The organism is uncultured Campylobacter sp., assembly GCF_938017705.1.
Lineage (GTDB): Bacteria > Campylobacterota > Campylobacteria > Campylobacterales > Campylobacteraceae > Campylobacter_B.
The window spans coordinates 1-12,077 of sequence record NZ_CALIIS010000039.1; the positions used below are offsets into that span (position 1 = coordinate 1).

Consider the following 12,077-nt stretch of genomic DNA (forward strand, 5'->3'; position numbering starts at 1 on the left):
AAGTGACGGTTAAGCGGACTTTGTGTCGTGCCGCTTAAGCGCTAAGCCCGTAAAAGCCGCTCGCCGCGCACCTTTAATTAATATTTTCCGCACGCTCCGAACCGCCGCGCGCCGTAAAATAAACGACGCCTATGTTGTCCGTTCGCTCGCCGTCTTTGTGCTGCCGCAAAGTAAACTACCAAGCCGCTACACCCGCGACCTTACCGCGCCGGGCGGCGAAATTTAACTCTCACCGCCCGTAGTTTCCCCACTCGCGCCCTGATCGAGCTTCGCCGCTACGGCATCCACGATGTCGCCGAGAGTTTGGATGTTTTTAAAATCATCGGGCATCAGCTTGTAGCCTGTGTTTTTCTTGACGTAATCGACCAGATCGATCGCGTCGATGCTGTCGATCTGCAGATCCTCGTAAATTTTAGCCTCAGGCACGACCTTGCTCTCGTCGATCTCGAAAAGCTCCACGAGCGCCTTTTTTAAAATTTCAAAAATTTCATCTTTACTCATTTTTACTCCTATTTTCGGCTATGTATTGCGCCAAAGACGCAACGGATGAGAAAATTTGCTTTAAATTTTGGGTTTTTGAGTTAAGCACGATGCCGTATTTTTTCTGCACCAAAAGCCCGAGCTCCAGCGCATCGACCGAATCGAGCCCGAGCCCGTCGCCAAAAAGCGGCTCATCGTCATTTATGTCGCCTGGCGCGACGTCTTCGAGGTTCAGCCCCGAAATGATCAGCTCCTTAAGCTCCAAAATTTCTTCGTTCACAGATTCTCCTTTTCATATAGATTTGATATTTTTTCATAGAGTTTGCGCACTCGGATCGGGTTTGGGCGATCTGACTCAAAGCCCGTTAGATCCAGCGCGCACAGCTCGTAGAGGTCGTATTTCATCCGAACCTCGGGCGTATCGTACCATACTTGTCCTTTTTTTAGGCTTTTAGGATCCATTTTTATCGCGACGCAGTTTATGTTTTTTGCGAAATTTATCGCGATGTAAAACGCCGCTTTGTGCATGGCGATGCGATCCGCGGTGCGCGTGCCCTCGGGGAAGATGATTAGGCTTTCTCCTCGCGCAAGGGCGCTGCGGCACGCATCTATCATCGCTTCCGAGCCGGTGTTTGGGATGTAGCCCGCGGCTGCGATAGCGGCGGAGAGGAAGGGGTTTTTGCACAGACTTTCCTTGACTACGCAGTTTGCGCGCCGCACGTGGGCTAAAAAGATCACCACGTCAAGCAGGCTAGGGTGGTTTGCGATGATGAGAGTGCCGCTAGGCGGGAGCTTGCAGCGCCAGTTCACGCCGATGCTGCCGTAAAGTCGCGCGAGTAGCAAAAATATGCGCCACGAGATCATTATAAAATCACGCACGAAATTTCGCACGACCTCTATGGGGTTTAGCCTCAGCAGCGCTACCGGGAGGAAGAGTAGGTTGCCTATCATACACAGCGCGCCGAAGCTTGCAAAGCACAGCGCGATGCCGATCTGCTTGATTTTGCGCCTTAGCGGATCTGTCTGTTTCATCGCGTGGCGCCTCTTTCGACGGAGATTTCGCAGCAGCTCTCGTTGGAGATTTTGCGGCTTTTAGCGGAGATTTTACAGCTTTCGGCGGTGATTTGATGGTTCATCATGTGCGCGATCTCGATAAAATTTTACGGCTTGCCGCCTGCTGTATCGCAATGAAATTTTTGCGGTTCTCTGCGCGCGATATTTCGCCTTGCGATGTGTGCCGAAGCAATAGAATTTTTATAGTCTGAGCGGAGGCGACCTCGGCGCCGCGTATGTGCCGAAGCAATAGAATTTCTGCAGCGCGCGGTAAACTGCGATTTTGTAAAATTCTTGCCGCTTGCCGTATGTATTGCTCCGGTGAAATTTCCGCAGTTTGCCGCATGCTTCGTCGTGCGTATTGCTGCGATGGAGCTTCTATCTTTTGCTGCACATATCGTTGCGGTAGAATTTCGGCGACTTGCCACGCGCGCCGCCGCGAGGAAATTTCTGCGAAGCGCCGTATACGCTGTTTTTGCGCCGCCGTATGACGTGCCCTTTGATTAAATTTATAACTTGCGGCGCCGCAAAATTTAAAATTCATCGCAACCGCCTTGTCGTGCGCATCTTGCCTGAGCGGTCGCTCTATTCATCGCGCGGCTAAATTTAAACTCGTAGCCCAAGCTTTGCACTGCTAAATTTATGAAATTTGCAGCTTGTCGCGCGTAGCATTTCGGCTCGCCGCATCTGTCTTTATAGCGGAATTGTGCGGTGTTTTCTACGCGCCGCTGCGGTAAAATTTTTATGGCTCGCAGCTCGCACCGTTTAGGCGGATTTTTTTGGGTTCGTTGCGTATGCTTCGGCGGCGTATTTTCGCAGCGCGCCTCATTGCAACGCGATTTGGCGGCGTATGGCGCGCGCCCTTTCGGCGAGTTTTTAAGATGCGCCGTTTGGGCGAGCTCGTGTTTGGTAGCGCGGCTAAATTTAAAACTTTCACCATATCCGCGTTTGGCGGAGCGGCTAAATTTAAAGCTCGTCGTTCTCGCCTTTGAGGCTCCGTGTAGCCTGAGATTTTGATCAAATTTGCTCGTCTCGCCGCGCTTTCTCATGCGATGAAATTTTGCTATTTTAACGCTCACGATTTTGCCTTAAAAAAGCTGCGATTTTGGCTGGATCTTTGACGCGCCAAAGATAGTCCAAAACCCCGTCGCTGCTGCGCCATTCATGCTTGCCGGAGAGGATTTTAGCCAAAAATTCCACCGCGGTATCTAGCGGGATCTCGCCGCCTTTTTTAAAGCTTCGTAAAATTTCATTCTCGGCTCGCGATTTTGGATTTTGTGCCTCTAGGCTCTGTGCCGTCGCGTCCACAACGTGCGGAGAGATTTCGATCTGCACGTCATCTCCGCGCTGAAGCACCAGAAGTAGGGCACAGGCGAAGTCGCAGCGCTTCAGATAGTCGTTATTTACCTCCTCAAAATAGCAGAGCAGGGCGATTTTACCGTCATCCAACTTGCATTCGCCGTCCTTGCCTGCTTCATTTGCGTCCTGCGCGGAGCCGAAATTTTCCGCGCTTTCTTTCAGCCTCGTAGCTGCGATTATTGCGCCGTTTTCGAGCGCGCACGCCGCAGAGATCGTCGAAATTTCGGCATGGTTTTGCGTAAAAATCGCATTTTGCGCCGCAATCGCGTTGAGTACGCTGACGCAAAAGCTCGAAGGCGAGACGCTTTCGCTCATCGAGCCGAGCAGGCTAAAACAGCGGTTGATCTCGCCCAGGCGCGAGCAAAAGACGAGCGGCAGCCCTTCGCGCTGCGTCGCGGTATCATCGCTTGCTTTTAAATTTTGCCTTATCGAATTTAAAGAATTTTCATTTGTGAAATCCTGCGGCGCCGAATTTAAATTTTGCGGCATAAAATTTAAAGAATTTTCGCTTGAAAAATCCTGCGGCGATGGGTTTTGCACGGCGGTGCGACTTTTGCTCGCGTCTAAATTTTGCGACGCAGGATTTAAGGAGCCCTTCTCGGCTAAACTCTGCGGCGCATTTTGCGAAATTTCGCCTAAAAGCGAGATGCAAAGTTTCGCCCCAAGTCCCAAGCGGCGGCGTTGCAACGGCGGGATGTGCGCAAGAGCTGGCTTTTTCTTTAAAGCTTCGAGCGCTAAAATTTCATCTTTTAAGCGGGCGTGAGCAGAAATTTTTAAATTTCCTACGGAGCTTTTTTGTAAAACCCCATTTTCGCACGCTGCAAAATTTGCGGGATTTATAGAATTCTGCTCGTAGTCCCGAGTATCTGTAAAATCTTGCGTAGAATTTAACGCGAAATCATACGTAAAATTTTGATCCGTATCGCAAAAGAGATCGGAATTTCCGTCTAAGCTTACTTCGAAAATTCTGTCCGAGCAAGCGGCGAGGTTTTTATAAAACTCCGCCGGCTCGCCCGAAATTATCGCGCTTGCGTAAGATATGCCGAAGCTTAGTTTATTTTGCAATATAGCCTCTTAGCGTGACGCCGCTCATTATCGAGCCTACGCCGCACTCAAACTCTTTGTCGCTCACGAAAACGTTTTTGTAATAGTAGCTCGTGATGTTGACGACCTTGTCTCCGCCCTCTTTTTTGGCGCGATCTTGGAAACTAAGCAGCGCCGATAAAAACGCGCGGTTGCATGCAGCTTGATCGGTCTTATTGATGCTGTTTGTTTTTTTATTCGAGCTTAGCTGCTGCGTGATCTTTCTGCCTACGGATTTGTTACCGAAGTAGAATTTTATGTTCGGATCAAGCTTGGCTTTAGCGTCGGGCTCCGCGAGTGCCGCAGCGATCGGGAAGCGCACGATATCGTTTTTGGCATAAGCCGAATTAGCGACAAAAAGCGTCGCAACTACGAAAAATAGAAATTTTTTCATTTTCTCTCCTTTAGTCGATAAATTTTTTAAAAATCAAAGATGTGTTTACGCCGCCGAAAGCGAAGTTGTTATTCATAACATAGTCCGTCTTTATCTCCTGCGGCTGCGTGAGGTACCTAAGCGGCGCGCACTGCGGATCGATATCACGTAAATTTAGATTCGGATAGAATAGCCCCTCATTCATCATCATCACCGAGATGAAGCTCTCCAGCGCCCCGCACGCGCCCAAAGTATGACCCAAATAGCCTTTATAAGAGCTCACTGGCATTTGCGAGCCGAAAATTTCATGCGTCGCCATAGATTCCGCGACGTCGCCTTGTCTGGTCGCCGTAGCATGGGCGTTTACATGCCCGATGAGATCCGGCGAAATTGCGGCATCTTTGAGCGCCAGCTGCATCGCCGCGCGCATAGTCTCGCTCTGCGGGCGGGTGATATGCGTGCCGTCGCAGGTCGTGCCGAAGCCCACTATCTCGGCGTGAATTTTAGCGCCGCGCGCAAGTGCGCTTTCGAGGCTTTCTAGCACGAACATAGCGCCGCCTTCGCCCAAAACCAGTCCATCGCGCGCTATATCAAAGGGCGCGGGGCTGAGGGTAGGGGTGTCGTTTTTGCAGCTTGTCGCGTAGAGCTTGTCAAACACGAATGCCTGGCTTGGGTGTAGTTCATCCGCGCCGCCTGCCAGCATCATATCCGCAAGGCCAAATTTTATCGCTTCGTAGGAGTAGCCGATCGCTTGAGACGCGCTCGTGCACGCAGAGCTCGTGGGGATGAGCCTACCTTTTAGTCCGTAGTAGATCGCGATATTTGCAGCGACGGTGTGAGGCATCATCTTTACGTATGAGTTGGCGTTGAAGGTGCTATCCTTGCTATGCAAAATATCTATGACCTCGCCAGTAGCCTTTGCATCGCCGCTACAGCTACCCGCTGCGACGCCCATACGACCGTCTTTTATGTGCTCGTCCTTCAAAAGACCCGCATCCGCCAGAGCTTCGCCCGCAGCATCTACGCCAAACATCGCTACCTTGCCCATCGAGCGGGTATCTTTGCGGTTCCAGTGCGCAGGCGGCGCGTAGTTTGGTATCGGCGCGCCCAGCCTCGTATTTAGCTCCTCGCCGAAGATATCCCATTCGCTCATATAAACCACGGCGCTTTTTTGCTGCGCCAAATTCCACTTGATGCTCGCCCAGTCCCGCCCGAATGCACAGACGTTGCCAAAACCCGTAATAACTACTCTATTTAACATAATCCACCGTCTATTTTAATAACCTCTTTTGTGATGTATGCGGAATTTTCGCTTAGCAAAAACTCTACCAAATGTGCCACCTCGCTCGGCTAGCCGATACGGCCCAGCGGAATTGCGCTTAAAATTTGCTCGCTTGCGGCTTCGTTTATGCTCTCGCTCATCGCTGTTTTGATGAGCCCGGGAGCCACGACGTTTACCGTGATCTTGCGGCTTGCAAGTTCTATCGCTAGCGATTTTGCCGCGGCGATTAGGCCTCCTTTGCTAGCGGCATAGTTGCTTTGACCGCGGTTGCCGGCAATTCCGCTAACCGAGCTCATCACGACGATACGTCCGCCCTTTTTGGCACGGATCATCGGCATCAGTGCGGGCTTTAGGACGTTATAAAACCCGCCTAAATTCGTATCTATCACGCTTTGCCAATCCTCGCGCTCGAACCATACGAAAGAGTTATCCCGCGTGATGCCAGCGTTTAGCACGATGCCCCAGTACGCGCCGTTTGCCTCTATGTCTGCTTCGATCTGCTCCTGCGCCGCAGCGGTATCTGCGACGTTAAATTTTAAAATTTGAACCTCCGCTGCGCCTACGTCCAAGCAGTGTTTCGCTACGTCATTAAGCTTTGCTTCGTTGCGCCCGTTTAGCGCCAAGCCGTAGCCTTTTTGCGCTAAATTTAACGCGCACGCCTCGCCGATACCGCCGCTTGCTCCGGTAATTAAAATTCTCTTAGCCATTTATACTCTTTATCATTTCGTCGCTCGCGCGCATTACGCTAAGTGTGGCGCTTGCGATATGTTCGCCGCCGCAGCGGATCTCGCAGTCGAAGATATATAGCCCCTCACCGTCGCTTACGCTCTGCCTCGCCGTCGTAATTACGCGCTCGCCTACTTTCAGGCTTGCGCGCGAAATATCCAGGTTTCGCACGCCCAGCAAAAACCCGAGCCTTGCCTCGCCGTCATTTCGGTAGCCCGAATAGGCGCCGATGCACTGCGCCATTATCTCCATATACGCGTAGCTGCCTAGTTCGCCGTTTTCGGTAAACGGCGAGTCCTCTTTAACGCTAAACGCACAGCTCGCATATCCGTCGCTAATCTCTAAAATTTCATCTGCGAAGACCATATATCCGCTCTGCGGTAGGATACTAGAGGCTCTCATACGCGTCCTATTATGGTTACGGCGTTGTCTCCGCCGAAAGCAAAGCTTAGATTCATCGCGGTATCTACGCGCGCTTTTTTGGCTTCGCATGCGAGATTAAATTTAGACAGCGCAGCCGGAATTTCACTCGTTTGCGAAGCTTGATCCGCGGCGTATTTTAAAATTTTATCGCCTGCGTCTTGCAAAGCTTTAGACGCAGTCAAAATTTCATCCGCGCCGCTTTTTGAAATTTCACCCTGCGCGTTTTGCAGAATTTCACCGCCCGAGCTGCATAAAATTTGATCGCTTGCGTTATTTAAAATTTCATCGTTTCGCTCGCCGTACCGCGCCTGCGCGCTATGAAAAATTTCAGCCTCCGAGCCGCAAAATTTATCGTTTGTAAAATTTGGCGGGATCACGCCCTGTCTGATCGCCTCGTAGCATACGGCAAGCTCGATCGCCCCCGCAGCGCCCAGAGTGTGTCCGATCGCCCATTTGGACGAGCTTGCGGGCGCTAAGGGTAGGGCGGCGCTCATAGCCAAGGCCTCCATCGCGTCATTGGCCGCAGTGCCCGTGCCGTGCAGATTTACGTAGTCCACGCTTTGCAGCTGCGCCGATTTTAGCGCGGTTTTGATCGCCGTGATCTGCATGCGCGCGCTAGGATCGGGCTTGGTGATGTGGTAGGCGTCGGAGTTTGCGGCGTGAGCCAAAAACGCAACATCGCTTATGCGCTCGCGCGAAAGCACGAATGCGCAGGCTCCCTCGCCCAGATTTGTACCTGATCGCGCCTCTGAAAACGGCTTTAGCGGCTGCTCGCTTAAAATTTCAAGCGTGCTAAAGCCCTGCAGCGTGAGCTCGTCTAATGCGTCGGCGCCGCCAAATACGACCGCGTCGCAAAGTCCCGCGCAGATGAGGCGCGAAGCTTCGATGAGAGCTTTGTTTCCACTGGTGCAAGCGCTAGAAACTCCGATCGCGACGGATTTTAGCCCAAAGCGTTCGCGGATAAAATTTGCGAGGTTTGCGTGGGAGTTGCGCTCGAAGCAGAAGTTTTTAAATTTATCGTTTGCGTTTTTTGAAATTTTGGCGAAATTTTCGCCGTTTGCAGTAGAAATTTCACTGCGCGGCGCGGAGCTCTCGCCGTCTTGCGAGATAAAATTTCCCGCGTCTTTGCCGCAAGCGAAAAATTCCGCATAGTTTTCCTGCACGCCGGTGTTGGTGGTCGCAAACACTACTCCTACGCGGTGCGCGCCGAATTTTTGCACGGCTTGCTCGATCTGCCCCTGCACGCCGAGGCAAGCGTAAAGCGCCAGGGCGTTCGTGCGCGTGGCGTAAGCGCGATCTTTGATCTGCGGCAGCGGCGTATCCACGCGCCCAAAGATGAAATTTTTACCGCAGACGCTAAGCTTTTGCAACGCGGATCTTTTTTCGCACAGCGCGCCAAAAAGCTCTGCGGCGCTGTTTGCGCCCGCACAGATGAGCCCAGGGTTACTTAGATACTGCGTCATATCGGCGCCCCTTTGCGTTTATGGTGAAATTTGCTTTATCCGCATTCTCAAGCAGGACTAAAAATACTCGTTCGCTTTGCGAATCGGGCGGCAGGAAGCCGTCGTTGCGAAATTTAGCCTCTCCGCCTTTGATCGATAAAATTTTACGTGCGATCGGCGCGCCTAGCATATCGAGCCAGACGAGCTTGTAGCGGCCATCTTCGCCGCTTGCGGGCGAAATTTTTGAGATTAGGGCTCTGCTTTTTACGCCGAGCTCGTCCGTCAGGATGAACTGCTTTTGGCTAAATTCCGCTATCTGCTCAGGCGCTTTGCGCGCGCATCCGTCTATAAAAAACGCGGTGCAAAGCAGAATGAAAGCCGTTTTAGAAATAGCGTAAAAACGATAAACAGGTCTCAAAAATTCTCCCTAAAAACGAGCGAAATCAAAATTTCGCCCTCCAAAATATAGCTCTTGTAGTGCCACGCCCTGCCGCGCTCATCAAGCGCCAGAACCTCTCCCTCCGCGCCGCGCGCCAGCCCCACGCGAGCAAGCGCGTAAAAACCCAGGCTTCGCGCCTTAATCAGCGCCTCTTTGATCGTGTAAATTTTATAAAAAACGAGCGTCTTTTCGCTCTCGTCCGCCGCCGCTAAAAGCTCGCGCTCAAAGGCGTTGAAACAAAACTCGCTCGCTGCGGCAAAATTCCGCGGTTTTAAAATTTCAAGATCGAGTCCGAATTTTTGCCTCGCAAAACCCACGGTGACGATCGTTTTGCCATCCGCGCTTTTGTGCGAGATGCAAAATTTGCCGCGTTTTTTAAAGCGCGCCTTAAGCGCCCGCGAAACGCGAAACTCGCGCAGATGGGCTCGCGCGCGCGCCAGCTTCTTATCGCGCCTGCTCAAAAGCCGCCGCGGAGCGCACAGATCCTCGTCGGTGATTAAAATTTTTATCTCGCTCATAAAGCTCTGATTTTACTAAAATAGTCTTTATAAAAATATAAAATAGCGCGTCGGCGTTGAAATTTCGTTTAAAATCTATTTGATGCGACTAGGCTCAAAGGCGCACTAAAACATAAAATTTATCGTGTTTGCATCAAGGCTTCTGGCGCAATAAAATTTTAAAATTTAGCTCGATCTGCGTCGCGCGCTTTTTGGTTCGTCGCGTGTCGCTATGCGGCGTCGGCTGTGTTCGTTACACTCGCCTTGTTCGTCGTATTTGGTTAAATTTTTAGCGTGGCTGTATCAAGAGGCAGGCAGCGCAGGGTTTGAAAGCCTCGGCGCGGAATTTTAAAAAATTTTACGATGAAATTTTAAAAACTCTGTTGCTGGCGACGTTTGCGCTAGAGTTTTTGCGATGAAATCCGGATGCGTCATGCGATGAAATTTTAAAATTCCGAAGCGAAATTTAAAATCGCGAGCAGTGCCTAACGCAGCAGGCGTCATAATGCGGCGGTTTAAAATTTAAACGCATTTGAATAAAACAGCGTGAAATTTTATCCGCGCCCCAATGAAGCAGCGTGAATTTGGCTACCCTTGAAAGGACGGCTCGGAATTTAACCGCGTTTGGCTACCGCAACCGCGATTAAATTTCGAAAATTCCGAGCCGAGCCGTCTCGGGCGGCATAAAATTTATCCGCGCCCGGCGGTCATATAAATTCCGTCGCTAAGCCGTATTGTGCAAAGTCGCAGCCGCTAGGTTTGCGTTAAATTCCGAGCCGCATTAAATTTACGTCAAAATTCCGTCGCCGCGAGGACGGCGTTTGATTTTATTTTTTGATCATGCGCTTGTATGGGCCGAAGCGGTGATCGTTCTCGTTAAATCCGTCGTTGTAGGGCCCCACGTCCATATCCATCTGCTTGACGTCTAGGTCGGGGAAATCTTTCTCTCTATCGGGTTTGATCTTGCGCGGTTTTGAGTTTATATACGCCGTCACGTCGAAAGCTTCCTCCCAGCTTAGCGAGGCGTCTCCTTTAGGCATAGTGGCTTTGACATACCTCGCCCCTTCGATGAGCCTATACATACCGGCGCCCGTATTGTAGCTGTCATCGCCCCAAAGCGCGGGGAATGTGTAGTAATCGCCGCTTTGAGCAAACCCCTCGTTTTTTATCCCTTCGCCGTTTTCGCCGTGGCAGACGGCGCATTTTGCGGCGTAAATTTCGCCACCTTTTTTAGGATCCGCCGCGCGGTCTAAAAACTGCGCCTTCGGTAGCCCCTGGCCTTTTAGCTTTGCGCCGACCTCATATCCTGCGGAGAGCCAGTGCATGTAGGCGATCATCGCGCGCATCTCTTTGGAGTTCGTAGGGATCGCTTTGCCCGCCATCGAGCGCTGAAAACAGCCATTTATGCGGTCTTGCAGCGTGACTAGCTGATCCGATCTCGCGACATACTGCGGAAATCTCGCGTAGATACCCACGAACGGGCTTTGATCGGGCACGACGCCGCCGCTCGTATGACAGCTCGAACAGGATAGGTTGTTGCCCGCAAAGCGCATTTTTTCGTCCTTTGCTTGCGGTCCGAGATACCTCGTCGTCTCGTTGATGAGCTTCGCGCCGTAGATGACGGTCTTTGCATAAGGCGAGTCGCCGAGCTTTGCCTCGTCTATGACGCCGTTTTCGTTGATGCCTACGGGCAGTCTAAACTCCTGCGTCTTTTGCTCGTACGGCACGACTTTTTTGGCGTTGAGTTTGGCTACATCAAAGCCTAAAACGGGCGTAAAAAAGAGCGGAAGCGCTAAAATAAGGGTGGTTTTTCTCATATGTTCTCCTTTAAAAAGTAAAATATACATTTGAAATTATTGAATTTTTTAGTTAAATGTGCGTTAAAATTTTAAAAAAAGGAGAAATTACGAGAGCTCTCGTAGGGGAAATTTAAAATTTGAGCGGGCGAAAAAATTTTAAAAGCTGATTTTTGCGATCTGCGCGCAGGAGAAATTTTAAAAAGAGCCTATTTTTGAAGGCTTGCGAGAGCGCAAATCTAAAGGGCGCCTTCGCTTTGCGGCTCGTTTCGTGCACCGCTCGACCGTTTCCTGCACCTCTGTATTTCGCGCCGCTGCGTTTTTGTGTCGCGCGCACGAACCGCTTCATTTTTGCGTCGTGGATGCGGCGTCGCGCCGCGTATAAATACGGAGCGCATGCAAGCGCTTGCGAGAAGCGAGCGGGTAAAATTTAGGCGGGCATTTCGCTCGTGCGCAACCGCGGTATATTGCCGAAACACAAGTCGCAAATTGGTATTTCGGCGCGAGATTTGCAAAAGCATGTCGCGGTACATCGCAGCAGGATCGCCGGCGCATTTGAAATTTATCTAGGTTCGCCGGCGCGATAGGGCGAGGCGGATCGTTTCGTCCATGCGCCGTTTGGACGGCGCGCGTATTTATGCTCGCCCTGCATGCGCCTTAAACGGGCGCTAGGTTTGAAATTTAACCCAAACGGGCTTGGAATTTTAAATTTAAGCGGATTTGGGCTTTGGCGGTCGGATCTGCTTGCGCGCCGCGCCAAACCGTATCCGCTTAGAATTATCGCCGCCGAGATAAAATTTCGCGCGACAGGCACCGTAATGCGGCGATATGAAATTCTAACGCTCCTAAATAAAACGGCATGAAATTTTAAATGCTCTTAAATTAAAACAGCGCGAAATTTAATCGCACCGAGCCGCCGCATTAAATTCTGAAAATTCCAAGCCGTGTCGGGCGGCACAAAATTTAACCGCGCCCGGCGGTCGTATAAATTCCATCGCTAAGCCGTATCGTGCGGAGCCGCATCGCGTCAGATCAGCGTTAAGCTCTACTGCCGCGCCGCGCGGGATTACGTTAAAATTCTGCCGCCGTACTGCGCTGCGCCCGACAGGATTTACATCAAATTT

The 12,077-nt window shown here is 51.3% G+C and carries 15 protein-coding genes; 1 reads left to right on the forward strand and 14 read right to left on the reverse strand.

The features are described 5' to 3' along the window. Positions 1-222: 222 nt before the first annotated feature. From Q0605_RS02295 to Q0605_RS02355, 13 genes are all read right to left on the reverse strand, one after another. A complete protein-coding gene (locus tag Q0605_RS02295; protein ID WP_298062739.1) occupies positions 223-501 on the reverse strand; it encodes an acyl carrier protein in 279 nt (92 codons plus the stop codon). Further along, positions 494-760: a phosphopantetheine-binding protein gene (locus Q0605_RS02300; RefSeq protein WP_177388711.1), complete on the reverse strand. Its 267-nt coding sequence runs from the start codon at positions 758-760 to the stop codon at positions 494-496. The genes Q0605_RS02295 and Q0605_RS02300 overlap by 8 nt, the downstream gene beginning before the upstream one ends. Further along, on the reverse strand, positions 757-1,512 hold the full coding sequence (locus Q0605_RS02305) for a lysophospholipid acyltransferase family protein (protein ID WP_298703838.1): 756 nt from the start codon (positions 1,510-1,512) through the stop codon (positions 757-759). The genes Q0605_RS02300 and Q0605_RS02305 overlap by 4 nt, the downstream gene beginning before the upstream one ends. A gap of 554 nt (positions 1,513-2,066) precedes the next feature. Further along, positions 2,067-2,612, reverse strand: a complete 546-nt coding sequence (locus tag Q0605_RS02310; RefSeq protein WP_298703840.1) for a hypothetical protein — start codon at positions 2,610-2,612, stop codon at positions 2,067-2,069. Further along, complete coding sequence (locus Q0605_RS02315; RefSeq protein WP_298703843.1) at positions 2,602-3,957, reverse strand: beta-ketoacyl synthase chain length factor; 1,356 nt, start codon at positions 3,955-3,957, stop codon at positions 2,602-2,604. The genes Q0605_RS02310 and Q0605_RS02315 overlap by 11 nt, the downstream gene beginning before the upstream one ends. After that, a complete protein-coding gene (locus Q0605_RS02320; protein ID WP_298703845.1) occupies positions 3,947-4,369 on the reverse strand; it encodes an excinuclease ABC subunit A in 423 nt (140 codons plus the stop codon). Before Q0605_RS02320 ends, Q0605_RS02315 begins: the two co-directional genes overlap by 11 nt. A 10-nt stretch (positions 4,370-4,379) precedes the next feature. Continuing rightward, positions 4,380-5,609, reverse strand: a complete 1,230-nt coding sequence (locus Q0605_RS02325; RefSeq protein WP_298703848.1) for a beta-ketoacyl-ACP synthase — start codon at positions 5,607-5,609, stop codon at positions 4,380-4,382. An 89-nt stretch (positions 5,610-5,698) separates the two neighbouring features. Then, a complete protein-coding gene (locus Q0605_RS02330; RefSeq protein WP_298703850.1) occupies positions 5,699-6,337 on the reverse strand; it encodes an SDR family NAD(P)-dependent oxidoreductase in 639 nt (212 codons plus the stop codon). Next, complete coding sequence (locus Q0605_RS02335; RefSeq protein ID WP_298703852.1) at positions 6,330-6,758, reverse strand: hypothetical protein; 429 nt, start codon at positions 6,756-6,758, stop codon at positions 6,330-6,332. The genes Q0605_RS02330 and Q0605_RS02335 overlap by 8 nt, the downstream gene beginning before the upstream one ends. Then, positions 6,755-8,242, reverse strand: a complete 1,488-nt coding sequence (locus Q0605_RS02340; RefSeq protein WP_298703854.1) for a beta-ketoacyl synthase N-terminal-like domain-containing protein — start codon at positions 8,240-8,242, stop codon at positions 6,755-6,757. Before Q0605_RS02340 ends, Q0605_RS02335 begins: the two co-directional genes overlap by 4 nt. Then, complete coding sequence (locus Q0605_RS02345) at positions 8,223-8,639, reverse strand: hypothetical protein (RefSeq protein WP_298703857.1); 417 nt, start codon at positions 8,637-8,639, stop codon at positions 8,223-8,225. Before Q0605_RS02345 ends, Q0605_RS02340 begins: the two co-directional genes overlap by 20 nt. After that, a complete protein-coding gene (locus Q0605_RS02350; RefSeq protein ID WP_298703860.1) occupies positions 8,636-9,178 on the reverse strand; it encodes a 4'-phosphopantetheinyl transferase superfamily protein in 543 nt (180 codons plus the stop codon). The genes Q0605_RS02345 and Q0605_RS02350 overlap by 4 nt, the downstream gene beginning before the upstream one ends. A gap of 806 nt (positions 9,179-9,984) precedes the next feature. After that, the gene (locus Q0605_RS02355; RefSeq protein ID WP_298703863.1) at positions 9,985-10,974 is read right to left on the reverse strand and encodes a c-type cytochrome; all 990 of its coding nucleotides are present in this window, start codon (positions 10,972-10,974) and stop codon (positions 9,985-9,987) included. A 653-nt stretch (positions 10,975-11,627) separates the two neighbouring features. Here Q0605_RS02355 and Q0605_RS02360 point away from each other — a divergent pair. Further along, the gene (locus Q0605_RS02360) at positions 11,628-11,816 is read left to right on the forward strand and encodes a hypothetical protein (protein ID WP_298703866.1); all 189 of its coding nucleotides are present in this window, start codon (positions 11,628-11,630) and stop codon (positions 11,814-11,816) included. Positions 11,817-11,852: 36 nt separating this feature from the next. Here the strand turns inward: Q0605_RS02360 and Q0605_RS02365 are convergent. After that, on the reverse strand, positions 11,853-12,077 hold a 225-nt coding region (locus Q0605_RS02365), incomplete at its 5' end, for a hypothetical protein (RefSeq protein WP_298703870.1).

Coding starts and splice junctions, on each gene's coding strand:
- Q0605_RS02295 (WP_298062739.1), bottom strand. CDS start 501: ATGAGTAAAGATGAAATTTTTGAAATTTTAAAAAAGGCGCTCGTGGAG.
- Q0605_RS02305 (WP_298703838.1), bottom strand. CDS start 1,512: ATGAAACAGACAGATCCGCTAAGGCGCAAAATCAAGCAGATCGGCATC.
- Q0605_RS02320 (WP_298703845.1), bottom strand. CDS start 4,369: ATGAAAAAATTTCTATTTTTCGTAGTTGCGACGCTTTTTGTCGCTAAT.
- Q0605_RS02325 (WP_298703848.1), bottom strand. CDS start 5,609: ATGTTAAATAGAGTAGTTATTACGGGTTTTGGCAACGTCTGTGCATTC.
- Q0605_RS02330 (WP_298703850.1), bottom strand. CDS start 6,337: ATGGCTAAGAGAATTTTAATTACCGGAGCAAGCGGCGGTATCGGCGAG.
- Q0605_RS02335 (WP_298703852.1), bottom strand. CDS start 6,758: ATGAGAGCCTCTAGTATCCTACCGCAGAGCGGATATATGGTCTTCGCA.
- Q0605_RS02340 (WP_298703854.1), bottom strand. CDS start 8,242: ATGACGCAGTATCTAAGTAACCCTGGGCTCATCTGTGCGGGCGCAAAC.
- Q0605_RS02350 (WP_298703860.1), bottom strand. CDS start 9,178: ATGAGCGAGATAAAAATTTTAATCACCGACGAGGATCTGTGCGCTCCG.
- Q0605_RS02355 (WP_298703863.1), bottom strand. CDS start 10,974: ATGAGAAAAACCACCCTTATTTTAGCGCTTCCGCTCTTTTTTACGCCC.